Below are 24,575 nucleotides of genomic sequence, written 5' to 3' on the forward strand. Positions count from 1 at the left end.
TTTGGCGGCAATTGTATCAATCCAGTGATTAAGATGCATCCTCATATAAATGATCTCCTAGTTCTTTTAAAGCATTTGTATATGCTTCAACCGATCCAAATGATTGAATAATTTCAATGATTGACCCCATTTGGTTAAAAGGCGGAATTTGTAAAATCTTTACATCTTCAATTGGCTCAATCCCCTGATCTGCGTATTTGTCCAGTAAGGCATCTAATACCTGACGAGCCTGATCATTATATTTGGTGAAATAGTTACGTTTACGTACATTGTTGGCGCGTTCTTTTTTAGTTAATGCCGGCTGATCAAAAGCAATATGACAAATCATATCGAAAGGATCGAAATCTTTTCCGACCTCACCCTCTAATGCTTCAAAAATCACACCTTGTTTTTTAAACTCATCAATAATCAAAGACTTTTTAGCAGCACCTTTCCACTTTCTTAAAAAGGCATCTAAAGACCCATAATCTTTTAAAATATGCTGGCGTGTATAGTCTTTTAGGGACTCCGTAACCAACTTGCCATCGTTATCATAAAACTGAACCCGCTCACCAATGACATTAACCACAATATCATTTACATAAAACTTTCTTGGCGCTTCTCCATCACCGCCACCAATGTCATCATCACCTGTTGTTGAGCCATCCTCTGGAATATGCGGATCATCCTCTTCTTCCGGATTAGGCTCATCCGGTGGTACAACTGGGTCATCTGGTTCCGGTTCATAAATTACAACTGGTTCACCATCAAAAGCAGGATCACTAAAAAGCTCTGTTGCTTTCTTAAAATCCATAATCGTAAACCAAATTTTTCCAAACTCTTCGTTGATACGAGTACCCCGACCAATCATCTGTTTAAACTCAGTCATGGACTTAATATGCTGATCAAGCACAATCAATTTACAAGTTTCAGAATCTACACCGGTCGTCATTAGTTTTGAGGTTGTTGCTATGACTGGATAGCGTTCTTCAGGATTGATAAAGTTATCCAATTCTGCCTTGCCATCTTTGTCATCACCTGTAATACGCATGACAAATTTACGGTTTTCCCTAACACGCTCAGGATTTAAATTAACCAAAGCTTGCCGCATACGTTCTGCATGATCAATATCATCACAGAAAACAATTGTTTTGGCATAAGGGTCAGTATTCACTAGAAACTCAGTAATTTTTCTAGCGACAAGCTCGGTCCGATTTTTTAAAACAAGCCCTTTATCCATATCCTTGAGATTGTAGATACGATCAGTGATTTCATTACCATACTGATCTTTCTTACCTTTTTCTGGCCGCCATCCTTGTAAGTCTTTATCCATATCTATACGCACAACTTTGTAAGGTGCAAGGAAGCCATCTTGAATTCCTTGTTTCAAAGTATAGGTATAAACAGGTTCGCCAAAATATGTAATATTTGAGGTGTCTTTCGTCTCTTTAGGGGTAGCTGTTAAACCAACATGAGCAGCTGAACTAAAATATTCTAAAATTTCACGCCAAGCTGAATCTTCTTTCGCACTACCACGGTGACATTCATCAATTACAATCAAGTCAAAGAATTCAGGGCTAAACTGCTTGTAGATGTTCTTTTCTTCTTCTGAACCTGTTACTGCTTGATAAAGTGACAGATAAATTTCATAACTCTTATCAATCATACGATTCGAGATTTTAGTCATGTGCTGACCAAAAGGTTTAAAGTCCTTGTTCTTGGTTTGGTCTACTAGAATATTTCGATCAGCTAAAAATAATATCCGTTTTTTTGCACCGGCTTTCCATAATCGCCAAATAATTTGAAAAGCGGTATAGGTTTTTCCTGTACCTGTTGCCATAACAAGTAAGATACGCTTTTGACCACGAGCAATGGCTTCTATTGTTTTATTAATTGCATTGACTTGGTAATAACGTGGAGTACGCCCAGAACCATCATCATAGTAAGGATATTCGACAATATGCTTTGACTCAGGAGTTTCTAATCCATGATGCTGTTCATAAAGCTTCCATAAACGTTCAGGTGAAGGAAACTCATCTAATCCTAGTTCTTGCTCAACTTCTTCAAATAAACCCGTTTGATCGTGAAATAGGAAGCCATCACCATTACTCGAAAATATAAAAGGAACTTGCAGACATTCAGCATAAGCAAGTGCCTGTTGCATACCAGCTCCAATACTATGATTATTATCTTTTGCTTCAATGATTGCTAAAGGAATATTTTTTTTATAATAAAGTACATAATCGGCTCTTTTTCGCTCACCACGTGTATGCAACTTTCCACGCACCATAATTTGACCGTTAGTAAAAGTAACCTCCTCACGAATTTGGTGGGCTACCCATCCAGCTTGTTCTAATGCAGGGTTGATAAACTTGCTACAAATATCACGCTCAGACAACTTCTTTTTATCCATACCCCAAAACCATATTTTTTATTTGGAATTGAACTAAGCATAATGAATCCTAATGTTTTTTAATAGGAAAATTGAAGATTTATCTGATCAATTTTAAAGTATTTCCATATTAGAATTCACTTATACTAAAATGTTGCATAAGTTTTTTTATGACATTTTTTTTGGTGCTTAAATCATTCAAAATTTGAAGATGTTCTTGTTGAATAACGTCAATTTGGCAAGCTATTTCTGGATACTCTGCCTTTAATTCACTAATGAACAGAGCTTCTTTGCTTTTTGTATTTAAACTGTCTGAGATAGTATTCATTTTTTCTTTTAATACTTTTTCAATCTTTTCGTTAATTTTTTTCGCTCTATAATCCACAATTGGTTGTGTCTCTGTGTACAAAAACACTTTACTGTTTTTGGGATTTTTCTTACGTGTTAAATAACCACATTTATAAAGAACATTAATTCCTTTATAAATTTTTTTCTTATTTTCATCATTGATAAGATCTTCTGATAAAACATTGTTAATAAAAGTCTTAGCCTCCCATTCTTCAATTACAAGTCTATCAAAAAGATCAAAAAAACGATTATAGAATGGCAATACTCTCTTAGACATCTAGCAATCCAAAATCAAAATGAGGATTATAAGCCGTGGACTTATAAACATCAAAAATTAATAGTTCTATTTTTTACTGATCTATCTGAATGAAAGAGTTAGCTAAAGATATTGGAAAATTAATACGCAAAAATCGTGATATTAAAAAAATTAGCCAAGAGCATTTGGCATTACTGACTGGGATAGATAGAAGCTATTTAGGACGTATCGAAAGAGGGGAAGTCAATTTAACTGTCTTAAAACTTTATATAATTGCTAAGTCAATCGATATAAACCCTAAAGATTTATTGCCCTAATATTCTATTTTCTCAAATACTTAAGAACATTTTAAAATATTATTTCTCCGCCAGTCCCATGGAGGGGTGGGACATTTTTCTTTCCATAATCCTATTTTAGATTTACGACTTTCTATTTCTGCATTAGAGTACAATTGACGATCAAGATCTGTCTGATCTTTTTGATAAAATTTATAGTGCCAAGCATAACCTTGTTTTATTTGAGACAAATTACAGTCTGTTTCATCTGCTAAAACTTTTCCAAGTAATCTTCCATATTTGTCTTTTTCAGTCCATTCAATACGAATTTTTTTAGCTTTATACAAACAGTTAGCTAAAACACGCATGCTCTCTTTACCAAATGCTTGGTCTTTCTCTGGTGCATCAATTCCTTGTAAACGAATTTTTTTCCATTCATCTTTATCTTTTATATGGATGGTATCTCCATCAACAACATATAAAATATTACTAATTACGATACCTGCTGAAGAATAGCGAGGATTATTAGCATAGATAGAAGAAATGCAATTTAGATTTAGAAACAATACTAAACTGCAAGTCATTAATTTATTTAAACTTATTAAGCATTTCAAATGTATTACTTCATCAATCTTAGAAACTGCGGGTTCTTAATTTGCATTTGCATATTATTCTTATATTCCTCTATAGTTCCTCGACCACAAAATCTCTGACCAAGTTTTGCATCAATTTTACCAAAACGTTCTTCAAACCAACGGTAATCATTATCCCATACTAATATTGTCAATGTTTGATTTGGATATTTTTTATCCAAGTTCAAATAATGACGATTAGATAAATGCTTTGTTTCAACTAATTTACCGCAAGCCATAACCGACTGACCTACATAAAAAGGAGCCTTTAAAGCTTCTATTTTTGCTTCTGCGGCGAATGCAGAAGACACCATGCTTAAACAAAATAAACTTATACTTAATTTCTTAAACATTATTTTCTTCATGACTTTAGATATTCCAAACAGTTATAAAAACTACTAATGCAGTAATAATTATGAGTAAACACCAGAGTATAATTTGATCTTTATTAAGCCCCGTATTTTTTAAATTACCTTTATTCAATAACTTTGACTTATATACCTCAAGAGTTATACGGTCTTTTTCCAACTTTAAGCTATGTAATCTTTGTGCTTCTAATTTTCGTTTAGCCTCGTCTTCTGCTTTTTTCCTGTTTCGTTCCTCTTGATCTTTAAAATATTGTTCTAAAACGAGGAGAAGAAAAACAAAACCTACTATTCCTATAATGATACCCATAATATTAATTTACTTGCTCTAAACTGCTTAATTCAATCTGTGGAGTACCTCTATATGACGTAACTTCACCAGAAATACAGATACTATTACCCACATATTGATTCAAATTTACAAAATTAGAAATATCACTTGACCAAATGACGGCTGTCAAATTTTGCCTAGGATAATTATTACCAAAATTTAAATATGTACCTTTTGAAAATTCTTTTATTTGTACAACCTGTCCGCAAACTTTCTTATATTCACCAATATAGTTTGAAGCATCACTAGCTTGTATAGAAGATGAATCTTCCGCATGGGATTCAAGAGGTTGACTCTGAGCAGGCACTTGTTCCACTTCAATTTGAGGTGAATCATTCACTACAGGATCAATGTCTGGCGACTCATTAGAAATTTTATTAAGAGAAGGTTCAGAGTCAACAATTTTGCTTACTGTGTCCTTAGAATCAGTATATTTAGTATCTGAAGGTTTTTTATTTTTAATAATATATGCGGTTATGCCCACTATAGAGATAACTATAAGCCCTAATAAAACCATATGAATATGCTTTATACCAATGGGTTTATTTGATGCAACTATCAATTCAGGATTATTATTTAAATCTGATGCCTGCTTTTTCTGTTCTAGGCTAGCTGTTCTTACATCTTCATATTTTTCAGATTCTAAATTAATCGTTTTTACATCTTCTTTCAATTTGTCTTTCAAATCTTCAAGCTGTTGACTAAGCCCCAACATCATTTGATTGATATTTTTTAATTCATCTGCGGCTGTATAATTATGTGAAACTTCTTTTTTATCTTCTATCTGTGCCTTTAAAGACATAATTACAGAATTTAGATGTTTAAGCTCCTTTTCATGATTATTCAGTTTGCTAAGTTCTTTTACTTCTTGTAATTGCTTTTGATAATCATTAAGAGATTCTTGTATCTGCTTTCTAGACTCTTCATCATTCATGTGCTTACTTTTCTGGTTAAATAAAATTGTCTGAATTTCGTTGATAACTCTATTTGGATTATTCAACCAAGTTGTATTGGCGTAACGCACTAAAGTACCAACTTTAGCGACTAATGCATTTTGTCTCTCTAAAGTTTTTTCCAATAAATCATGTTGAAATTTAAAGCGTCCATCAAGCTCAATTGATAGAAAGTACCCTTTTTCTGCATTTTTTATACAAAAGTCAATATAACGATTACCTCCATCAAAATCAGTAAAATGATATTGAGGAATGACATCTTCTGGATTTAAATTATTGATTTTTGAAAGGATATCAATGACAAATCTTTCTTCAAAATCTGCAGGATGTTGCATTAATTTCCTATTGGAATTTATCCAATTTCCCCAAGTTTGCATCATATCCCTAAAATAATAAAATAAAATTCAAATCATTATATTAATAATTTGAGGATTATCACCTCAAATTCTAAAAAATCTTATCACTAATTATTAGATAACTAATGGTTTATTAGAGTTTAAACTCCTTCTGAAGCTTGGTTATCTCATTTTCTGGAACTTCATTGGCACATTGACTCTCTCCATCCCAGTAAGAATATTCAATTTCTTTATTCAAAGCTAAGTCGCTTTTACTTAAAGGAAGGCTATATGTATTTCTTTTTTGATCTTCCGCTAACTGAGGAAAAATATTAATTCCAGTGATATCTTCCAACGCACATATACTGATCACCTGCACTTTTGGTGCAGTATCTTTCAGGGTATTGTCGGCATAGTACACACCTGCCACCCCTGTTTTTGGCATATATATGGCTTTATAGGTCGCTGTTGGAACAATCACACCCTTACCAATCGTTTTAAGTTTTTTCGCAGCAAATACTGGTCCAGTAACCACATACACGTCTAGATTCTTCTTAATCGCAATACCCCGTATTAAATATTCTATTTTTGTTAGTGCTTCTAAATTTGCAACTGGTGCTGTATTTGCCAATGAAAAACTGTCAAATTGAGCAGTTTTGTTTGGCATATCTGCATTTGGAGCTAAACGCCAACGAATATATCCAGAACCACGATAGTCTGAAAGCTTAGAACGATAATAAGGAGGAATCCTTCCCTCTTCATGAAAATTATCTTCTCTAGGTACATTTTGACTTAATCGTTGAGAGGTTAAACGTTCAGCTACCCAAAGTGGAGTTTTTGATACTCCTGAGTACATTACATTAAAACTATTAAAACATAATGGAAAAGTATGTCTCTGTAAACTTTCCTTATTTAAATAGGGTGGGACATTATTGTAAAATTGTTCTAAGCATTTTTTATCCGAGATTGAATAGAGCTTAACCAAAGTTGTTGATACCTGATCATAATAGAAAGCTAATCCAAAACTACTAATTGCTATAATTGCTAAAACTACTTTAATAAAATTTCCAGATAAAAAACCGGAATCAGCTTTATATTGACTTTTACGTTTTGGCATAACCATCCGACTAGCTAATAAAAATATACATTATTTAAAATTGCTCTCTTATTGAAGAATTTTAATCATTAAACTTTGCAGAAAATTCTGCAACCATTCCAAAAATTTTGATTTTATATTCTCAATGAATGTATTTTGTTCACTAATAGGCTGACTAGATGAATTATAACTAGACCCATTATTTTCAATGAATCCAAATTTTATTCCTGTCTCAGTAACAAATTCTTCATAAGATATTGGTTTGGGTACAATCTTTGTAGATTCATTTTTAATAAGATATACCCACACTTTATCTTCGCTAGTGTTATAAACTAATTTAAATATTCTAGTTGGTTTCCAAACTTTGTTTTTACCGATCTTAACTGAATTTTCTTTTTTATCGAAAATAATGCCAGAAAGAATATAAGTATCTCCTTCAGATCTTAAGATATATTTCCTAACATCAGTCTCAATTTTTTTCCATGGACCTCTATTATTGTCTGAATCTTGCGGAAAAATATTAGATAATGCAAAAGTTTGAGCCATACCCCGAGCTGTAATTGAATTACCAGCTGGTACTAGATGTCCTCTATCAACGCTAGGCCGAACATTTTTATAATCAGATGCTTTTGCTCTACCCTTATTAGGCGTTCTAGGATCAGAATAAAAGAAATCTGTCCTTTTCAAACCTTCGCTTTTGTTTTTAATTTGTTTAGCACTTAATTTTTCAATAACTAGAAGCGGTGTTTTAGTAATATCTGAATATACTACAGCAAAGTTATCAGAACATAGCTCCCTTATACTCCACTTCATCTTATTAAAATATGTTAACTCAGTTGTCTCTTTTGGATTTTTTTTAGGAAATAAATCAGAACAACCATCAAATGAATTTTGTTTTTGTTTACTACTATATAATTCTATCGGCCTTTTCTTAGCAATTTCTGAATAATCTACAACACTAATATTTTCTTTAGCAAAAGCTAATGAACTATTTAGGCAAATACTAAATATGATTAAATAAAAACTAAATTTCACGATTATCTACTTAATAAAAAATATATATGATATAAAAATATGATTATCATATTTTTATATATGTTTAAAAACAAATACTTAACTTAATATATGATATAGCTAGATGGATAGAACTTGCGGCACCATATTGGCTAATGAGAAACTGTCAAACTGCGCATCTTTATTCGGCATATCGGCATTGGGTGCCATGTGTCCGCGGTCATAGCCCGAAGCTTTATAGTCTGCCAAGGTCGCTCGATATTCTGTCTTTAGACGTGTTTCTTCATGGAAATTGTCTTCACGTGGAATTTTATGGCTCAAGCGTTGTGGCGTCAGGGCTTCTGCCACCCATAAAGGTGTTTTCGATACCCCCGAATACATCACGTTAAAGCCATTAAAGCACAGCGGAAAAGTATTTTTATTCAGGCTTTTTTTGGCCAGATACGGCGGAATATCGCGGTAAAACTGATCCAGACAGGCCGAGTTGGAGACTGATGGCAATGAAATCAGCTGTTGAATTCTTTCTTGTCCAAAGGCAATTGCAAAACTACTGGTTGCAACTACTCCCAAGATAATTTTTAAACTATTCCGCTTTAAAATTTGCATTACAGATTGACCCGTTTTACCTTTCTTGACTGCCATTTTGAGACCAACCCTCATTTTTCACGAGCTTAACAAGCAGTGAAAATGAAGTATATGTAGCAAATTTTATTTGCTTAACAATTAGCCTAAAACTGTTCAACAAAAGCACAGTTGTTGTAACAGTCTGTCTCATTTTCTAAAGCTTTTCTAACCAGTCTTAAGAGCTTTACGTATGTTTGATTGAAAAACCGATGCTGCTTATGACAAGGTAAAAATACGCAAAAAATCTGAATAATGATTGCTAGGGAGTATTTTATGCATTTTAAGCTTTTAGGTTTAAGTCTGGTTACAGGAATGATGAGTGCAACGGCATTCGCAGAACCAGCCATTCAACCGGGCGATACCTTAGAAAGTCTATCTAAAGTCAAAGTAAGCACTGCAGTAAATGGTCAGGCAGGTTCGATTGAAGAATTAGTGGCTAGCGGTCAAATCCGCATTGTGGATGCAGGTCAAGTTGCTACCAAGGCAAATGCAGCGAGTTCTGAAACCGCAGCACAAGCCAGATCAGCTTCAGATGCAACTGTGGCACAAAGCTCAGAGATAAATACAGCAGCACAAGTTGATTCATCTAGCGCACAAGCAAATGAATCTGCTATTGAGCAAACAGCTCAGGCTGTATCTGACCATGTAGATCAGATACAACAGAATAGCGAATTAGCTGCACAACAGGCGGAACAAGGTTCCGATCAACAGATTGCAACTGCGCCGGTCAATCAATCTGCTGCTGATGCACAAGTCAATGCAGCAAATATGCCTCAAGCAGAACTAAGCAATGAATCTGCGGCTGCCGCACCAGCAAATCATGTTGAGACCACTGCAACCCAGGAAGCCTTTGCAGCCACTCCTGAAGCAACACAGCCAGATGATGCAGTACAAGCAGCACCAGAAGCTGCTGTAATCGATGCTCCGGTAAAGGTCTCTCCTGAAGTACCAATGACAGAGGCAACAGAGAACTAATCACGCTCTTTTTCAGGCTTTCATCCTCCAAATAAAAAACCAAGGATTTTCCACCTTGGTTTTTTATTGTCTATACGATCTGAAACTTAGATTTCGATTTGACTGCCTAATTCAACCACACGATTGGGAGGAATCCGATAAAAGTCACTCACCGGACTGGTATTGCGCTGCATCGAAATAAACAGCTTTTCGCGCCAAGAGGCCATACCGTCACCCACTGTACTAATAATTCGTTCACGCGAAACAAAGAAGCTGATTTGCATCAAATTATATTCAAGTTCAATCGATTGGTAGACCGCTTCGAGTGCCTGCGGAATATTCATCTCATCTTTAAAACCGTAAAACAGTTCAACCCGATAAAAATGGCGATTCATCATTTCTACTTGGAAGCGATCCTGATCAGCGACGTAAGGAACATCTTGAATTTTAACCGTCAAAATAATATTTTTCTGATGCAAGACCTTATTGTGCTTCATATTATGCAACATGGCATGCGGCACCACGGTGGGAGTACCCGTGAGAAATATAGCTTCCCCTTCTACCCAATTGGCTTGCTCATCGATACTTTGCACGAATATATCTAAAGGTAAGGTATCTTGCTGGAGCTTGGCGAAGGTCAGTTCACGCCCTTCTTTCCATGTCATTAATAGAAGGAAAGCAATTCCACCTATCAACAGTGGAACCCATCCCCCAGAGAATACTTTGAGTGAGGTTGCGCTTACCAATACCAAGTCCAATACCAAGAATGGAGTAATCAGCAGCATCAGTTTCGGTAGGTTCCATTTCCATGTGTAACGAATAAACACAGCAATCAGTAAGGTGTCACATAACATGGTCATGGTCACAGCCAGACCATAAGCATGAGATAAGCGTGAACTGGTTTGGAAAATCAAGATCAGTACAATAATAGAGGCCAGTAAAACCCAGTTCAGTAAAGGCACATAGATTTGTCCCTGTTCTGAGTCTGATGTGTGCTTAATGGTCAGTCGTGGTAAATAACCCAATTGAATGGCTTGACGTGCTAAAGAGAACACCCCTGAAATAACAGCTTGAGAGGCAATGACTGCGGCCATCGTTGCCAAGAAAATCATGGGGTATAGAGCCCATTCAGGCACCAATAAATAGAATGGATTTTGAATCGCACTTGGATCGCGAAGTAATAATGCCCCCTGACCTGCATAGTTGATTAACAAACAAGGTAACACCACAAAAAACCAGGCCAAACGAATAGGAACAGGACCAAAATGGCCCATATCGGCATACAGGGCTTCCCCGCCTGTCACGGTCAGTACGACCGCGCCCATAATAAAGAAGGTCATTAAGGGATGAGTGACAATAAACTGGAAAGCCCAATGTGGACTAAACATCCCCAAAACTACAGGAGTCTGAATAATGCTAGAGATTCCCAAGAATCCGAGTGCTAAAAACCATAATAAAGTTATTGGACCAAAAAACTTGCCCACAAAGGCTGTTCCATACTTTTGCATGATGAACAATATGGTCACAATCGTAATGGCGATTGGTATAATATAAGGGTCTAAAACATTTGTAGCGATAGAAAGCCCTTCAACTGCAGATAACACTGAAATTGCGGGGGTAATGATGCCATCCCCAAAAAACAGGGAAGCACCAATAAAGCCAATCGCAATTAACAGTAACTTTTTTTGATCACTAAAATTTGTATTACGCAAATTTAGGGCCAACAGCGCCATAATTCCGCCTTCACCATTGTTATCTGCACGCATAACAATGGCGACATATTTAATGGTAATGACCAGTGTCATGGTCCAAAAAATAATCGACAAAATACCCAATACATTTTCAGGGTTAATCCCCAAGCCATGTACTGTATGGAATGATTCTTTCAGCGCATAGAGTGGACTGGTTCCAATATCTCCAAACACAACCCCTAATGCTGCCAGAGTAATCGCGGGCAATGCGGCTTTTTGTGCAGTACTTTGCATATTTCGTCTTCGTTTTGAACACTATTTTTTCGCAATGATATCATTGAGCAAAAACTTTTGCTCTAAATCAATTGTTTCAACTTGGCAGAAGGGCTTTTTTTCGCTATCATCGCGGCGCAATGGTGAAGTGTCCGAGTGGCTGAAGGAGCACGCCTGGAAAGTGTGTATACGTTAATAGCGTATCGAGGGTTCGAATCCCTCTTTCACCGCCAAATTCGATTTTTATAGTAGTTTACCGTAGTGCAAAAGGCTTGATTCTAAAGGGATTGAGCCTTTTTTTATACCCAATACAATACGGTGGATTACGGTAGTATACCGACAACTTTGTCGGTATATTTGTCGGTATAAATTCAAATCAGCTAAATTTTGACCACCAATCCAAAGAAGTGCTGATTTTGTACCGACAACTAGGAGAAATCAGAATGGCAAAACAGTCTAATAAGCTGACTGCTAAAGGCGTTAAGAACCTTAGCTTTGATGTGAATGGTGCAAAGAAGCAAAGACACCCTGACGGCGGTGGCCTATATTTATTGATTGATGATACCGAAGCGAAGTATTGGCGCATGGATTACCGCCGACCAGTGACGCAAAAATATAACACCCTTGCAATTGGTACTTATCCAACCATTAGCCTTGAACAAGCTCGAACAAAGAGAGAAGAATTTAAAAAGATGCTGGCAGATGGTATTGACCCAGCCGAGCAACGGAATAATAAAAAACGCGAACAGCTTGAAACCTTAGAGAACACTTTTAGTAAATTTGCTACGGAATGGTTAGAGATTCGCAAGCATGAAGGAAAGGTGGACAGTGAAACAATACGCAAACTTGATAAAGATATACTGCCCTTTATTGGCAAGTTGCCAGTAGCACAACTGACTACTGAGCAACTGGAACGAGATGTGACCGATGCACTTGTTGAACGTGGTGCGCTTGAATCGGCTAGACGTGTTAAGTCAATTATGAATATGGTGCTTAAACTTCCATTAAAACGCCGAATCATTACTTATAACCCTGCTCCCGACATTAGCCTACCCCAACCCATCAAAGGCAATCACAATGCTGTGACGAATGAAAAAGAGCTGGCCGATCTACTCCGTAAAACGTGGCGTTTAACTAAGGACTTCCCACGTACAAGAATCAGAACCGAATTAGCACTAAAGTTGTCAGCTTACATTTATCAGCGTCCAAACGAGATACGTGGCCTACTATGGGAATCAGTCGATTTTGAAAACAGATGCTTGTCATTTGCAGCAAGTAAAACAAATCAAGACCACATAGTACCGCTATCAATTCAGGCTTATGACATTCTCAAGGAACTTGAAGAACTGCGGACTACTTCAAAATATGTATTCCCAAGCGTCAAAATTTCATCTGAGTGCATGAGTACAGACACCCTTACTCAAGTATTAAAGCGATTAGGTTTTAAAGGAAAGCACACAGCACACGGATTCAGAGCAACGGCGAGAACATTGCTCGATGAAGAAATTGAATACAGAACCGATATTGTGGAGCACCAGCTTGCACACAAGGTTAAAGACCCAAACGGTACAGCTTACAACCGAACTAAGTTTTTACGCCGTAGACGTGAAATGATGCAGCTATGGGCGGATTATTTGGACACGCTTCGTCAAGGTGGGGATGTATCAAGGTTTAAGCCAAATAATGATAGTGAAAACTTGATTCAATTCAAACAAAACATTAAAACTGCATAAATTTCAGTATTATTGAATAGTCAGGTATAGGAGGCATCCGACAAGCAAGTACCCAACTTGTTTACCTGACTGCTTTTGGGTGCGCCGTGGGAGGCAAAGTGCAATATTTAAATCAAATATATACCTATAATCTTTCTTTGAAGGAACAAATTTTTAATAAGATTATTAGTATTGCGGTAGTTTCAAATCGAAAGAACGTATCTTTGTTCAAACCAAATAATCAATTCGAAATCTTAACTCCCAAAGAACTGAAAGCATTAATAGAAAAATATACAAAAAAATGTTTCCAATATTTTTCACTCGATGAAGAAAGAGAAAAATTTAAAGAGATGATTCGAGTAAATAATTCCTATGATGAATTTCAGTATTTAATGTATTCATTGTGGTATGACAATTTAATTGAGCTAAAGAATCAAAAAAATTTCAATGACTTAAAAAAACTTTACACGTCTAGCTTTTTAATTAATTACAGTTCAGAAATCCCTATTAAATCCAGAATCGACCACCAATTTTGTTTAGATAAATTTAATAATTTTAATGATGAAATGTATGCAAGTTTTATCAAAGGAATAACCCCTCCAACACTTGAAGACGGTATAACCGTATTAGATTATTCTAGCCTTCATATAGATATGCTGGGATTAAATGGGCTTTTTTGGAAATATTGTTCAATTAACGCTACTTTTGAAACAGTGGGACAATCTATTGATTTAACTCGTTATCTACACGACCTATTGAATGATGCAAAAATTATTGCAGATAAATTGTTTCAAAATAAAAAGCCATCAGTTGATATAACGAAAATAGCATCTACCGGAGGTAGGGCAAAAGCTAATAAGTATTTAGAAAAAATGAATCCTATCTTTGATGAAGTGTTTGATTTATACCAACACCCAGAACGAGCAAAAGTAGAAAAATGGACAAAAATCGAATGTGCAAGGTATTTTTTAAGACAATTTTATTTAAATAATCCACACGCTCAAGAGGATAATTATTTAAAAGATTTAGACCCTAGAAAATTAGCGTCAGAAATAACAAAGAGAATAAATGCCCGTTCCACTAAAAAATAAGTCACTCTGCTAGCAAAAAGGTCATTCTGCTAGCAGAGAGGTAACCTTGCTAGCAGCGTTACACACACCGATATAAAACAACAACATACTAACTCTAACGCCGTTGCAATACGGTACATAGTTAGAGGTTTTTTATGTCCACTGAAAAATTCAACCATCCCCCAAAAGGCTTTTACCGTATGTCACAGCTTGCGACTACGGCTGCACGTAAAGAACGCAAGTACACCACCAAAGATGGCACAACTCGAATCATCAAGGCACGTCCTGAACGTCAAGGCAAACTGCCAATGGGTGAAACAACTATATGGGAGAAAGTACGTACTGGCGAGTTCCCTGCCCCGATCAAGTTAACCGAGCGCATCACTGCATGGCGTATTGAAGATATTGAAGCATGGATGGCTTCGAAAGGTTTGGAGGCTTAAACACGATGCAGCAGCACAAAGAACTTGAGCTTTCTACTGATGGCTTTTTGATTAATGCCAACGTGAACCCGATCCAGTGAGGGCAAGAACATGAATAGCACCCAATTGCAGCAAGTTTTAGACCATCTCAAGCAAGGTGAAACCATTTCACAGGCAGAGGCTATCGACCTTTTCGGTTGCTACCGTTTAAGTGCAATCATCCAACGTTTACGCAACACAGGTTATGACATTGTGACCCATAACATTTGCAATAAGTCAGGCTTTGGCAGACATGCACGTTATGAACTTATTAAGTAGGTGGCAACATGAAAGAGTTATTTTTTGACTTATTCAAGGGCATATTTCTAGGCACTTGCTTTGTTATATTTTGCTTTGTTATTGCAAGTATAAACAGTTCTGTTTATTCTAAGACCGTTCATCCACATGATGAATCAGTTTTGACAGACTGCAAATTATCAAACGGCGTACATTCCGCTCCAAGCGGTTTTTTTGTGCGTAATATCTCTATGCGTTCGCATGTTATGGCGGAGCTGGAGAGGGACACATTTATGTGTGCAGGTATCCGTTTGAGCCTGTCTGTCAACCCTTTTCAGCCTCGCCACCATTATTTGACAGTAATCGGCAAGGCTCCTTTAAATTCAAACGGAGCGCATTCTAATGCCTAAAAACATCCATCAAATTACACGCCAACGCATCCAGTCCTCAGACTTTGCACAAAAACAGGGACTATTTAAGCGTATTTCCTCAGTGCTAAAAAAAGTATGGGGAGAGTAATCATGCCTAATCAAATTAATACCGAATCATTTGTTAATCCTGAATATCAATCAAAAGAAAGAATCCAAGCATGGATTGATGCAATGGCAGATAACAAACGCTATTGCTTTTATATCGCCGTGGGACTTGCAAATAGTGATATTGCCTATCCTCTAGGAAACTGGAATATTCCTTTTTACTCTATTGAGGAAGCTAACCAATTTAAGAATGAGGCTCAGTTAAAATACCCAGATTGTAGTTTTGATTTTATTGTAGGGACTTTGCATATTGATCAGGCAATGGAAGCCGTTTCTTGTGTATTTTGGGCTAAATGGCAAAAAAAACATAATGAGCGTATTTCTTTATTAAATAATAATGCGGGGTAGCCACAATGCTTGATTATGACCACCCCAAAGAACTAATAACACCCGAGCAAATTATAGCTGATGCTAGGGAGTTAATGCCAAAAAAGGCAATATTTTCTCATACTCATGCCTTTACAAAAAAAGTCATTGAAAGCTATTCAATACAAGACTTTGATTTAAATGTATTGGTACAAAATGAGCCAAAAGGAAATATAAGAACCGTTGCAGATGAAACGCTTTATAAGGGCTGTGATATTGCAGGATTTAAAGCTATTCCATTGTATAACCTTGAAAGCAAAGAGCTTGTAGGCTATTCAGTGTTAAATAAGGGCAGTAAAAGCATTGCTACCGTTGGAAGTGGCACACCAGTAGCCAATATGCGCCTATCGACTGCACAAGTTTTTATTGCTACTGATAATTTTAATTTGTTTTGTAAGTTATCAAAACTGAATTATACCGCCGTGTTTCATTCACAAATTGACCAAGCATTTAAGCTGCTAGATAAATACTTTGATGCTTATAAGCCTAGAATCATTGCAACCAACAAACAGCTTGAACACAACAATGATTTAAAGATTCACTTTGATGCTGATATATCGCATTTAACAGATGAGCAGATCAGACAGGCATTAAATGGCAAGTCAGCAGAGATACAACCAACATGGGGTGAATTAATCCCATTTGACACCGATGCAACAGATAACGACATTCTACGATTGGCAAACCTTACCGAGTTGCAATATGAACAGACACGAGCAGCAGAAGCCGAGCATCTAGGAATACGTGCAAGCATCTTAGATAAACTTGTTAAAGCCAAGCGGAAAGAGATAGCGGAAAGTCAGCAAGAGGATGATTTTTTTGACCATGTGCAAGCATGGCACTTGCCTGTAAATGGTGGCGAGCTACTCAGCAGCATAGAGCAAGTGATAGATAATCATATCGCTTGTGAGCCTCAGACACGGATTGCAGCAGCGTTGTGGATTCTCTACACATGGGCAATAGATGCAATGCACATTGCCCCAATCGCTTGTATCACTGCCCCTGAAAAAAGGTGCGGTAAAACACAGCTTTTAACGCTGATTGGCGAGCTTTGCTACAAGCCTTTATCGACCTCAAACATATCTGCCCCAGCACTATACAGAGCTATTGAGGGCTGGAAACCAACATTGTTGATTGATGAAGCAGATACGTTCTTAAAAGAGAATGAGGACTTACGAGGTGTGATTAATTCAGGTCACAGCCGTAAAAATGCTTTTGTTGTTCGTTGTGATGGAGATGACAATAAGCCTAAACGCTTCAATGTTTACTGTGCTAAAGCGATTAGTGGTATTGGTCATCTACCTGAAACCATTAAAGACCGCTCAATTATTTTGGAGCTACGGCGCAAGCTGCCCAGTGAACAAAAGCAGCGTTTACGACATGCAGATCAAACCGAATGGCACAACATCAAAAGTAAATGCCTAAGATGGGTAAATGATAATTTTGAATCAATAAAAAGCACTCAACCACAATTGCCCGAGCAACTACATGACCGAGCGCAAGACAACTGGGAGAGCCTTTTTATTATTGCTCAACTAGCAAGTGATGAATGGCTTGCAAAGGCAAATCATGCAGCATTATTAATTGATGGCACAGAGGTTGAATCTCCTAGCGTAAATGAGCAACTTCTTACCGACATTAAAAAGATATTTGAGCAACACGGCTATAAAAATATGTTTAGTGCTGGACTGATTGCAGCCCTCAATGAAGATGAGGAAAGCACATGGGCTACATGGAATAGAGGTAAGCCAATCTCTCAACACCAATTAGCAGCACGCCTAAAACATTTTGGCATTAAATCCAAAAAGGTTCGGGTGGGTGCAGAAGTAAAAAGCGGTTACGAGTTAAGCCAATTTGATGATGCGTTTAAGCGATACATCCCTGAAAGGGGTATTCAGGTCGTAACATCGTTACAACCCACGACACATAAGGCTTGCAGCGAAAAACAAAACGTAACACCGAACAATGATGTTACGTTTCAAAATTCGCTCAAACCCACGCCACACAAGACTTGTAACGATGTTACTACCCAAAACAGGGTTACAAGGAGTGAACAGCATAGTAACGGGGTAACGACAGCAAAAAAACAGGTAAAGGCTAAAGTATCACAGCCTAATGAAGTGATAGACACAAAAACGATTGATATGTTCGGGGGTGGAATATGAACATGCAAAAGGCACTTAATTTGATTCAACTTGCCAAGTCGTATCAATGCAGATTGTTTATTGCCCCACCTGATCAACTGAGATGGGAAAGCCCAGTGATGCCACCGAATGAACTATTGGAGGAACTGAAAGCAAATAAGCCCATCTTGATTGAATACCTGAAACATACGAGCCGTGACCTTTCGATATTGGTTAAACGTGCTTTAGATGGCTACCAATGGATGTTAGACCGTAAGCGCACCCATTACCGCTACAATGGCGTACCTATGATTACAGCGAGAGTATTAGCGAATGAGTGGCGAGAAACAGTTAAAGGTGTGTTAAAGGTCGATGATGCTGAATTGAATATCATTGAGAGATTGCTCATTCAAAGTGGGCAGCTTGTATATTTTGACCATGCAAAAACATTCCTTACCACTCCCGACCAGCTAGAACAGGACTATTTACCCGATGACAGCACAGGTACAGCGTTTAATACTTGGTTATCTATGCCTTGTGAATTTATATACAGTTGAGAATTAAACAATGGCAAATTTAAATAGAGTAACTGTAATGGGGGTATTACGCCGTGACCCTGAAACTAAGAATTTCCCCAACGGTGGCAGTATTACTTCATTCAGCATTGCAACTATTGATAATTGGAAAGCTAGACTACAAGCGAACGCAAACAGGCTACAGAGTGGCACAGAATCGCCACCAGTAACCGATTGACCAAGATTGCGAGGGGTAAGTACCTCAAGCAAGGCGGAAAGGTTTATATAGAGGGTTCATTGCGTACCCGAAAGTGGAAAGACCAAAGCGGATATGAAAAGGAAATAACAGAGATTCGAGCCGATGAGCTGCAATTGCTTTAATAAATAGCCTCCTTAACTGGGGGCTTTTTATATCGATAAAATCGAACTGAATCGACATGGCATAGATAACGTGTCGACTGGGTACACCTATAGCTAAACCTAGTCATAAGTTAGCTATAACTAGTTATCTGCAATCCCTATTTTTGTCATGCTGCATCCAACAAGAACGCCGTATTTTACAGATACGGCATATCTTGAATTTACCTTGAGAAAACAGCATAAAAACCTTATTAAACAAGGTAGAAATTATTAATATTTATTGGCAAAAAATACCAAAACAAACCACCTAAAATAGCCCCATACTGAATGTACTAATTTTAAATTAACCCTAAACCAAAATTTAGTAATATAAAACAAATGTTTATGGTTGTTTTTTATATTTTTTATAGCTGTTTTAGCTGTTTTAGCTGTTTTAGCTGTTTTAGCTGTTCCGCAAATTAACCCCATGAAGCAAATTGTCAAGCATATTTTTTTAGAGGGGTTCTATTGGCAAAAACTACCAAAAATAGACTAAATATAAGCATTTTTTAATAAAATTTAGCAAATCATTAAATTATCTTTATAAAACAATAAATTAAAACCAAAAATCACAATAAAATACGCCGTTTTACCTGTTTATGGAAACTACCTCATGGGCGTAAAAGTCAAGTGGTTTTTTCTATTGGCAAAATATTACATTTTAGGAAGAAAAATGACTGATTATGAAATTAAAAAAAGCCCCCAAGTTCATTATTAAACGTGGAGGCTTTTCTGCAAAGATAGTGTTTTATAATTGCATAATATCCAATCTAAAAAAACTACTCTAATACTTGTTTTTTGTTTTTATACAGTTTGTTTTTTAGGTTTTAAGGCGTGGTAAAAAATCATACCCATAATAATTGATGTACCAATACTGCTAAAAAGATGCTGCTCAATAGCGAAGTCTTGTTGCATTGATTTAATACCCACCCAAACAAGTACACTGAGGAAAAACCAGATAAGCGTTATAGCTTGTTTTTTGTTTATCGACCAATTAGCTATCCCTGGCTTTGCATTAACTACAGCTTTACCAACAGCAAATGAAATAACTGCATGAATAACTATGAGAATAAGCCCCATATACCCTCCTATTTTTTATGATTAAAGAAAAGACTATGATAAATAAAAATAACTTTTAAAATCTGAATAAGTGAGTTACTTAATATAATTCAGTGACTAGCTCAAAGATACTCAGTTCAACATACCAAAAATAATGTACAACAGTTACCGTAAAGTTACCCAACTATTCGAATTACTCGACCAGTAAAAAAGCAGATTGGAAGAAACAGCAAAACCACTTATATTTTTTTCTGCTATTAAACTCATTCAATATATAAAATTACCCGAATCGAGATTTAAGGAATCTAATTGACGATACGTGTACCGACATCATAACTTTTTTCACTTGTCGGTATATTTGTCGGTATATTTTAATTTTTAATAATTTATATCTATATATTTCAGTTATTTATATACTGTTTACGACTTCCTCTTTCACCGCCAAATTCGAAAGAACTGCAATCCAACGCAGTGTACAAAGGTTTAAATCTAAAGGGTTTAAGCCTTTTTTTATCGTATACTATTCAGCAAAAATACCCAGCAGTTCTAAAACCATGAAAATAAACTGGGAAAAATCGTCAAGATTGAGGTTTTTATATTCTCTGCTTTTGAAACATTATTTATCTTCAAAATATTTCTGGCATCCCTGAAAAAATTCCTCGTTGAAATTCATGGACGGATCATCTTTATCATCATCACATTGATCTACAGAGTTAAGATTGTCTTGTGCATAGCGATAACCATAGTATTGCTCTGTACCCTCCTCAAAGCCACCAAATTCCTGTTTTTTGTTGGACTGAAAATACAGCAATGCAGCAATGGCGATAAACATAAGTACCACGACAGTACTGATCATTTTGGTCCATTTTGTCATCTTATATATTTTCCTTGAGCTTATTGATAAACATCCCTCATCAGAGCACTTTGCCAGAAAAAAGTTACTTATCCCTACTGATGAAATAATAAGAATGGGATGCCTCATTCAAGACCCACAGCAATCCTTTATTTCTGTTGTCTGATTGGATTTTCAGGCTGTTCGTCCGGATTTTTTTGCAGATTGGCTGTCCCGATATGCTGGTCGGGTTGATCCGGTTGAGGGTTGGGTGGATTAGGGTGTTTCTGCTGGTCAGGATGTTGAATTAAAGGAACAGGCTGTTTTTGCTGATCTGGTTGTGGGTTATCTTGTTCAGTCATGGTTATCTTTCCTGTGCATTGCCATTAATCAGTTGCGCTACATCAGCATTAATCTACGCCTTAAATTGAATCTTCCAACTCCAGCCATGTTTCAATTTCCATCATTGTAACTGTGAATTTTCTAGATGATTGATCTGCAACAACCGTGATGAAATCAGCTTCACATTGATTACCAAAAGCCTGCAAAGTCCGATCTTTCATTCACATGTCACCTAAATGGCACAATTACTGCACGCTATTATTTCGCAAGCTCAGCAGGTAAATAAACCTGTTGAGATATGATCATATAAATGCAATATTTCCATGATAACAATCATATAACAGAACCTTAAATCGACCTGTAACAGCACATTGAACACATAGAAAAACTGCTATTCGGGAGTAGATATGAATACCAGCAATAATTATGTCAAACAAATCAAGAATGCTAAACGTGGTGGTTATACTCCAACGATTGCCAAGGATATGAATAAACATAAAATTCAAAAAGCCCTGCGACTGATCGAACAATGGCGAAAACTGGCCAGCGAACTTAAACCACAAATGCAAATCGATATGGCTTTAACCTTAGAAGAATGTGCTCAAGATCTGGACCAGATTTTAAGGAGTAAATAACCGGTTCAATTGAAACAGGACATGAATTTAAATAACGGGTGATTTAAAATATCCAAATCCATTTACCCTATTCAACCGCTCATTTTTTGGCTTGCGTTTTCAACGAAATTCGCTATTATTCTCTGCACGTTGCCGGCATAGCTCAGTTGGTAGAGCAACTGACTTGTAATCAGTAGGTCCACAGTTCGAATCCGTGTGCCGGCACCATTTTATACTTAGCCTCGCTTTTTAGTGAGGCTTTGTTGTTTTTGTACTTTGCTTTTAAAAATTAGAACTTTATCCCAGTCTCAGGCATTCTTTGTTGCACTGATCTGTACATAATTGACTAACCCATCCTGATACAGCTGCTGACAGAGTTTTGCAGTCATGCGAATTTTAAAGGCATCCACACCTGTGCCCTGCTGTGGCAATTGCTGCAAATGTTGAAAGTAGTTTGCAAATCCGTATAAAACGGCTTTGGATAAATCGCGAATTTCAATGTGACTAAAATCATGTTGCTGCAATGTCTGTTCTAATCCCGATGCCATCATCAAATGCTCCAGATTCACATCTGCAGCCTTGAGCAACCACTTATATTTTTGCTTTTGTAGTGCATTTAAATTCAGCCATTGCTCGGACAGCATTAAATAATGAAAACCCAGTCGGCCTTTTGAATTTAAAACATTGTCTACTGAATACAGGAACGAATTTAAATTGGAATGATAGGCAGCATCGATACACAGCACCACATCAAAGCGCTGTTGAAAAGGAATCTGTTTTAAATTTAAAAAGGATTGCGGGTAAATGGCCGTAATTTGCGGAAAATGTTTTTGAATTTGCATGACACAACTGGCTTGCAGTTCCACGGCTTCAATATGCTGAACCCGATAGTGCTGTTGCCAGTACAGTAAACTTGCCCCCTGCCCGCAGCCCAAGTCCAGCAGTCGATCTTTGGCATTTAAAGATACAGCTTGCGCCAATTGATCTGCCAACTGACGGCAAGCTTCTGGATAGGACGATGTTGCATCATCCCAATAACCCAGATTGCTCCAGGCGAGTACGGCATCATCTCCTAACTGTTTCGCATTGATTGCGTATTTATGTTGAGGAAGTTTCTGCCGAATCGCTTGAAGCCATTTCATATCTTAGTAGCCGAGTTGTGGAGCAACCTCAACTTTAGGTTTTAATCCGGCAAACGGCAATGGTGCACCTAAAATCTCTGCAATATGCATGGCTGAAGTCACGGCAGATTCCAGTACAGGCAATCCATCACAAGACCATGAACCGCAATAGAACACTTTGCGGTTTAAATCATGATGACGGGCTTGCAGTTCTTTATTTAAAGCTACTGTTTGTGAATCTACTACAGCACGGGTTAAGCTCACTGAGGAGATGATTTTTTTCGGATCAATCTCTGTCACCGGCTGCCAGGTTTGGAATACGGGCGATTTACCGACCAAGGTTGGCTCAACCGAATTCAGCCAGACGGTAAATTGCTGACGGGTAAATTTACGGTCCATCATGTAGCTGAGTACAGCCCAATCTTTACGTTTTGGTGGCATTACCGATTGATCGGTATGAATCACCAGCTGGCCCTGCTCAAATTTAAATTTCTTTAACAGCGCAATATCATCAGCAAATTGTTGGTTATCCAGGAATGTTTCAATTTTATTGGTCGGTGTGGCGACAATCACACGGTCAAACAGCTGCTGTTCGCCTTGTTCATTTTCAATCAATACCCTTTCTTGTTGCTGTTGAATATGGGTAATGGCAGAACCACCACGAATTTCAATGCCTTCAATCAGCTTATCGACCAGGGCCGGTGTACCGCCCTGCAGACGCAGCAATGCATCGCCATCGGTCAATTGACGCAAGAAAACCAGCAAGGGTTTAGCAGGCCATTCGCCAATGGTTTTCGGGTTACAAGTACAAATAGTATACAGCACCGGCATTACGGCACCATGCCAGAACACTTCTTCGATATCATTATGATTAATGAATTCAGCCAGGGTGATGTCCTGGTGCTTCGATCTGAAGAATTTCGCAATCGCCGTCTTCAACTGCAGCATGCCTTTCACCATGCGCCAGCCATATTGCTGAATGCCTTTACGGTTATTAATAATCGGAAAATTACCAATACGGCTGCGTGAGGTAGTCAGCCAGGTTTCGGTACGGTCTTCAAATAACCAGCTGCATGCCATATAGGTACGTACAGGAAAGGTCTGGATACCCAGATAGGCCGCCAGACTAAGGGTGTTTTTCCACAAATGCGGGTTCATGACACGCAGGGGAGCATCAATCAGGCCGCCCTCGAATTCAATGCTATGGCTATCCATACCACGACCTGCCAAGGCTTCAAAAATAGTAACGCTATGTCCTGCATCTTTAAGAATTCTTGCGGTAGCTAGCCCAGCCATGCCACTGCCAATAACTGCAATATCCAAAATTATTATCCGTCAGTTACACATAAGATTATTGAAATTATGAACCAAGCCAGCTTAAAAGGCGGTATTAAAATATTCCAGAATGTATGTTTTTAACAAAACTCATCATGATGCATATAAAGGCAAAAATTACATTTATTTATATAGAAAAAACCTTGAAATAAATTTAATAAATTATTTTATTTTTAAAGCATAAAAAACAAAAAACCTTTAAAAAAAGTCTTTGTACACGACAAAAAAAGATAACTCATTGAAATAATGGCATAATACTTGTTTTCTGACGACGAATATGATGACACATTTCAATGAGTTACATCTCATCTTAAACAAATATCTAAAGTGGAACA

At 37.2% G+C, this 24,575-nt stretch carries 26 protein-coding genes, 2 tRNA genes and 2 pseudogenes; 14 read left to right on the forward strand and 16 right to left on the reverse strand.

The window, feature by feature from the left end; all coding sequences use genetic code 11:
- Positions 1–28: 28 nt before the first annotated feature.
- Both hsdR and FTU91_RS04750 read right to left on the reverse strand, forming a co-directional pair.
- Positions 29–2,392 carry an EcoAI/FtnUII family type I restriction enzme subunit R gene (gene hsdR / locus FTU91_RS04745; RefSeq protein ID WP_180081178.1) on the reverse strand — a complete coding sequence of 788 codons (2,364 nt, stop codon included), beginning with the start codon at positions 2,390–2,392 and terminating at the stop codon, positions 29–31.
- Positions 2,393–2,501: 109 nt separating this feature from the next.
- Positions 2,502–2,996 (reverse strand): hypothetical protein, encoded by a 495-nt coding sequence (locus FTU91_RS04750; protein ID WP_180081180.1) that lies wholly within the window; start codon positions 2,994–2,996, stop codon positions 2,502–2,504.
- Between the two features lie 89 nt (positions 2,997–3,085).
- Between FTU91_RS04750 and FTU91_RS04755 the strand changes: the two genes are divergently transcribed.
- Positions 3,086–3,292 (forward strand): helix-turn-helix domain-containing protein, encoded by a 207-nt coding sequence (locus FTU91_RS04755; protein WP_180081181.1) that lies wholly within the window; start codon positions 3,086–3,088, stop codon positions 3,290–3,292.
- 20 nt (positions 3,293–3,312) lie between these two features.
- Here the strand turns inward: FTU91_RS04755 and FTU91_RS04760 are convergent, their stop codons facing one another.
- The 7 genes and pseudogenes from FTU91_RS04760 to FTU91_RS04790 form a co-directional block, all read right to left on the reverse strand.
- Entirely contained in the window at positions 3,313–3,816 is a 504-nt protein-coding gene (locus FTU91_RS04760; RefSeq protein WP_180081183.1) for a thermonuclease family protein, read from the reverse strand.
- A 53-nt stretch (positions 3,817–3,869) separates the two neighbouring features.
- Positions 3,870–4,247 carry a hypothetical protein gene (locus FTU91_RS04765; protein WP_257221653.1) on the reverse strand — a complete coding sequence of 126 codons (378 nt, stop codon included), beginning with the start codon at positions 4,245–4,247 and terminating at the stop codon, positions 3,870–3,872.
- A gap of 4 nt (positions 4,248–4,251) precedes the next feature.
- Positions 4,252–4,557 carry a hypothetical protein gene (locus FTU91_RS04770; RefSeq protein WP_180081185.1) on the reverse strand — a complete coding sequence of 102 codons (306 nt, stop codon included), beginning with the start codon at positions 4,555–4,557 and terminating at the stop codon, positions 4,252–4,254.
- Between the two features lie 4 nt (positions 4,558–4,561).
- Entirely contained in the window at positions 4,562–5,866 is a 1,305-nt protein-coding gene (locus FTU91_RS04775) for a hypothetical protein (protein WP_180081188.1), read from the reverse strand.
- Between the two features lie 154 nt (positions 5,867–6,020).
- Entirely contained in the window at positions 6,021–6,983 is a 963-nt protein-coding gene (locus tag FTU91_RS04780) for a DNA/RNA non-specific endonuclease (protein WP_180081190.1), read from the reverse strand.
- A 48-nt stretch (positions 6,984–7,031) separates the two neighbouring features.
- A complete protein-coding gene (locus FTU91_RS04785) occupies positions 7,032–7,997 on the reverse strand; it encodes a DNA/RNA non-specific endonuclease (RefSeq protein ID WP_180081192.1) in 966 nt (321 codons plus the stop codon).
- Positions 7,998–8,111: 114 nt separating this feature from the next.
- Positions 8,112–8,618: pseudogene (locus FTU91_RS04790) on the reverse strand (DNA/RNA non-specific endonuclease); the annotation flags it as partial.
- Positions 8,619–8,873: 255 nt separating this feature from the next.
- Between FTU91_RS04790 and FTU91_RS04795 the strand changes: the two are divergent.
- Positions 8,874–9,575: a hypothetical protein gene (locus FTU91_RS04795; protein ID WP_180041974.1), complete on the forward strand. Its 702-nt coding sequence runs from the start codon at positions 8,874–8,876 to the stop codon at positions 9,573–9,575.
- An 86-nt stretch (positions 9,576–9,661) separates the two neighbouring features.
- On the opposite strand, the gene FTU91_RS04800 is transcribed toward FTU91_RS04795, so the two are convergent.
- The gene (locus FTU91_RS04800; protein WP_086196470.1) at positions 9,662–11,539 is read right to left on the reverse strand and encodes a potassium transporter Kup; all 1,878 of its coding nucleotides are present in this window, start codon (positions 11,537–11,539) and stop codon (positions 9,662–9,664) included.
- A gap of 121 nt (positions 11,540–11,660) precedes the next feature.
- Between FTU91_RS04800 and FTU91_RS04805 the strand changes: the two genes are divergently transcribed.
- The 10 genes and pseudogenes from FTU91_RS04805 to ssb form a co-directional block, all read left to right on the forward strand.
- Positions 11,661–11,751, forward strand: a tRNA-Ser gene (locus FTU91_RS04805).
- 210 nt (positions 11,752–11,961) lie between these two features.
- Positions 11,962–13,251: an integrase arm-type DNA-binding domain-containing protein gene (locus tag FTU91_RS04810; protein ID WP_180081194.1), complete on the forward strand. Its 1,290-nt coding sequence runs from the start codon at positions 11,962–11,964 to the stop codon at positions 13,249–13,251.
- A gap of 98 nt (positions 13,252–13,349) precedes the next feature.
- Positions 13,350–14,321 carry a hypothetical protein gene (locus FTU91_RS04815; RefSeq protein WP_180081196.1) on the forward strand — a complete coding sequence of 324 codons (972 nt, stop codon included), beginning with the start codon at positions 13,350–13,352 and terminating at the stop codon, positions 14,319–14,321.
- 134 nt (positions 14,322–14,455) lie between these two features.
- The gene (locus FTU91_RS04820; protein ID WP_180081198.1) at positions 14,456–14,743 is read left to right on the forward strand and encodes an AlpA family transcriptional regulator; all 288 of its coding nucleotides are present in this window, start codon (positions 14,456–14,458) and stop codon (positions 14,741–14,743) included.
- A 90-nt stretch (positions 14,744–14,833) separates the two neighbouring features.
- Positions 14,834–15,040 (forward strand): helix-turn-helix domain-containing protein, encoded by a 207-nt coding sequence (locus FTU91_RS04825; protein WP_180081200.1) that lies wholly within the window; start codon positions 14,834–14,836, stop codon positions 15,038–15,040.
- 8 nt (positions 15,041–15,048) lie between these two features.
- Positions 15,049–15,408 carry a hypothetical protein gene (locus tag FTU91_RS04830; RefSeq protein ID WP_180081202.1) on the forward strand — a complete coding sequence of 120 codons (360 nt, stop codon included), beginning with the start codon at positions 15,049–15,051 and terminating at the stop codon, positions 15,406–15,408.
- A 111-nt stretch (positions 15,409–15,519) separates the two neighbouring features.
- Complete coding sequence (locus FTU91_RS04835; protein ID WP_180081204.1) at positions 15,520–15,882, forward strand: hypothetical protein; 363 nt, start codon at positions 15,520–15,522, stop codon at positions 15,880–15,882.
- A gap of 5 nt (positions 15,883–15,887) precedes the next feature.
- Positions 15,888–18,065: a DUF3631 domain-containing protein gene (locus tag FTU91_RS04840; protein ID WP_180081206.1), complete on the forward strand. Its 2,178-nt coding sequence runs from the start codon at positions 15,888–15,890 to the stop codon at positions 18,063–18,065.
- Between the two features lie 2 nt (positions 18,066–18,067).
- A complete protein-coding gene (locus FTU91_RS04845; protein ID WP_218944728.1) occupies positions 18,068–18,580 on the forward strand; it encodes a hypothetical protein in 513 nt (170 codons plus the stop codon).
- A gap of 10 nt (positions 18,581–18,590) precedes the next feature.
- Positions 18,591–18,916: pseudogene (ssb, locus tag FTU91_RS04850) on the forward strand (single-stranded DNA-binding protein); the annotation flags it as partial.
- A gap of 825 nt (positions 18,917–19,741) precedes the next feature.
- Here the strand turns inward: ssb and FTU91_RS04855 are convergent.
- The 4 genes from FTU91_RS04855 to FTU91_RS04870 form a co-directional block, all read right to left on the reverse strand.
- Positions 19,742–20,017 (reverse strand): hypothetical protein, encoded by a 276-nt coding sequence (locus FTU91_RS04855; RefSeq protein WP_180081210.1) that lies wholly within the window; start codon positions 20,015–20,017, stop codon positions 19,742–19,744.
- 595 nt (positions 20,018–20,612) lie between these two features.
- Positions 20,613–20,870, reverse strand: a complete 258-nt coding sequence (locus tag FTU91_RS04860; RefSeq protein WP_180041939.1) for a hypothetical protein — start codon at positions 20,868–20,870, stop codon at positions 20,613–20,615.
- 128 nt (positions 20,871–20,998) lie between these two features.
- Entirely contained in the window at positions 20,999–21,190 is a 192-nt protein-coding gene (locus tag FTU91_RS04865) for a hypothetical protein (protein WP_180041937.1), read from the reverse strand.
- Positions 21,191–21,250: 60 nt separating this feature from the next.
- Positions 21,251–21,391 (reverse strand): hypothetical protein, encoded by a 141-nt coding sequence (locus tag FTU91_RS04870; protein ID WP_180041935.1) that lies wholly within the window; start codon positions 21,389–21,391, stop codon positions 21,251–21,253.
- Positions 21,392–21,577: 186 nt separating this feature from the next.
- Here FTU91_RS04870 and FTU91_RS04875 point away from each other — a divergent pair, with 186 nt between their 5' ends.
- Positions 21,578–21,805 (forward strand): hypothetical protein, encoded by a 228-nt coding sequence (locus tag FTU91_RS04875; protein ID WP_086196493.1) that lies wholly within the window; start codon positions 21,578–21,580, stop codon positions 21,803–21,805.
- 131 nt (positions 21,806–21,936) lie between these two features.
- Positions 21,937–22,012: transfer RNA gene (locus tag FTU91_RS04880), tRNA-Thr, on the forward strand.
- An 80-nt stretch (positions 22,013–22,092) separates the two neighbouring features.
- Here the strand turns inward: FTU91_RS04880 and FTU91_RS04885 are convergent.
- Together FTU91_RS04885 and FTU91_RS04890 are read right to left on the reverse strand one after the other, a co-directional pair.
- A complete protein-coding gene (locus FTU91_RS04885) occupies positions 22,093–22,926 on the reverse strand; it encodes a cyclopropane-fatty-acyl-phospholipid synthase family protein (protein ID WP_180081212.1) in 834 nt (277 codons plus the stop codon).
- Between the two features lie 3 nt (positions 22,927–22,929).
- Positions 22,930–24,228 carry an FAD-dependent oxidoreductase gene (locus tag FTU91_RS04890; RefSeq protein ID WP_166170758.1) on the reverse strand — a complete coding sequence of 433 codons (1,299 nt, stop codon included), beginning with the start codon at positions 24,226–24,228 and terminating at the stop codon, positions 22,930–22,932.
- Positions 24,229–24,575 lie beyond the last annotated feature (347 nt).

This window comes from Acinetobacter sp. YH12201 (genome assembly GCF_013418145.1).
In the GTDB taxonomy this organism is placed as follows: domain Bacteria; phylum Pseudomonadota; class Gammaproteobacteria; order Pseudomonadales; family Moraxellaceae; genus Acinetobacter.

What these genes read in the sequence shown, in the direction of transcription:
- hsdR (WP_180081178.1), bottom strand. Translation starts at nt 2,392, where the DNA reads ATGGATAAAAAGAAGTTGTCTGAGCGTGATATTTGTAGCAAGTTTATC.
- FTU91_RS04750 (WP_180081180.1), bottom strand. Translation starts at nt 2,996, where the DNA reads ATGTCTAAGAGAGTATTGCCATTCTATAATCGTTTTTTTGATCTTTTT.
- FTU91_RS04755 (WP_180081181.1), top strand. Translation starts at nt 3,086, where the DNA reads ATGAAAGAGTTAGCTAAAGATATTGGAAAATTAATACGCAAAAATCGT.
- FTU91_RS04765 (WP_257221653.1), bottom strand. Translation starts at nt 4,247, where the DNA reads ATGAAGAAAATAATGTTTAAGAAATTAAGTATAAGTTTATTTTGTTTA.
- FTU91_RS04770 (WP_180081185.1), bottom strand. Translation starts at nt 4,557, where the DNA reads ATGGGTATCATTATAGGAATAGTAGGTTTTGTTTTTCTTCTCCTCGTT.
- FTU91_RS04775 (WP_180081188.1), bottom strand. Translation starts at nt 5,866, where the DNA reads ATGCAACATCCTGCAGATTTTGAAGAAAGATTTGTCATTGATATCCTT.
- FTU91_RS04780 (WP_180081190.1), bottom strand. Translation starts at nt 6,983, where the DNA reads ATGCCAAAACGTAAAAGTCAATATAAAGCTGATTCCGGTTTTTTATCT.
- FTU91_RS04795 (WP_180041974.1), top strand. Translation starts at nt 8,874, where the DNA reads ATGCATTTTAAGCTTTTAGGTTTAAGTCTGGTTACAGGAATGATGAGT.
- FTU91_RS04800 (WP_086196470.1), bottom strand. Translation starts at nt 11,539, where the DNA reads ATGCAAAGTACTGCACAAAAAGCCGCATTGCCCGCGATTACTCTGGCA.
- FTU91_RS04810 (WP_180081194.1), top strand. Translation starts at nt 11,962, where the DNA reads ATGGCAAAACAGTCTAATAAGCTGACTGCTAAAGGCGTTAAGAACCTT.
- FTU91_RS04820 (WP_180081198.1), top strand. Translation starts at nt 14,456, where the DNA reads ATGTCCACTGAAAAATTCAACCATCCCCCAAAAGGCTTTTACCGTATG.
- FTU91_RS04825 (WP_180081200.1), top strand. Translation starts at nt 14,834, where the DNA reads ATGAATAGCACCCAATTGCAGCAAGTTTTAGACCATCTCAAGCAAGGT.
- FTU91_RS04830 (WP_180081202.1), top strand. Translation starts at nt 15,049, where the DNA reads ATGAAAGAGTTATTTTTTGACTTATTCAAGGGCATATTTCTAGGCACT.
- FTU91_RS04835 (WP_180081204.1), top strand. Translation starts at nt 15,520, where the DNA reads ATGCCTAATCAAATTAATACCGAATCATTTGTTAATCCTGAATATCAA.
- FTU91_RS04840 (WP_180081206.1), top strand. Translation starts at nt 15,888, where the DNA reads ATGCTTGATTATGACCACCCCAAAGAACTAATAACACCCGAGCAAATT.
- FTU91_RS04845 (WP_218944728.1), top strand. Translation starts at nt 18,068, where the DNA reads ATGCAAAAGGCACTTAATTTGATTCAACTTGCCAAGTCGTATCAATGC.
- FTU91_RS04855 (WP_180081210.1), bottom strand. Translation starts at nt 20,017, where the DNA reads ATGGGGCTTATTCTCATAGTTATTCATGCAGTTATTTCATTTGCTGTT.
- FTU91_RS04860 (WP_180041939.1), bottom strand. Translation starts at nt 20,870, where the DNA reads ATGACAAAATGGACCAAAATGATCAGTACTGTCGTGGTACTTATGTTT.
- FTU91_RS04865 (WP_180041937.1), bottom strand. Translation starts at nt 21,190, where the DNA reads ATGACTGAACAAGATAACCCACAACCAGATCAGCAAAAACAGCCTGTT.
- FTU91_RS04870 (WP_180041935.1), bottom strand. Translation starts at nt 21,391, where the DNA reads ATGAAAGATCGGACTTTGCAGGCTTTTGGTAATCAATGTGAAGCTGAT.
- FTU91_RS04875 (WP_086196493.1), top strand. Translation starts at nt 21,578, where the DNA reads ATGAATACCAGCAATAATTATGTCAAACAAATCAAGAATGCTAAACGT.
- FTU91_RS04885 (WP_180081212.1), bottom strand. Translation starts at nt 22,926, where the DNA reads ATGAAATGGCTTCAAGCGATTCGGCAGAAACTTCCTCAACATAAATAC.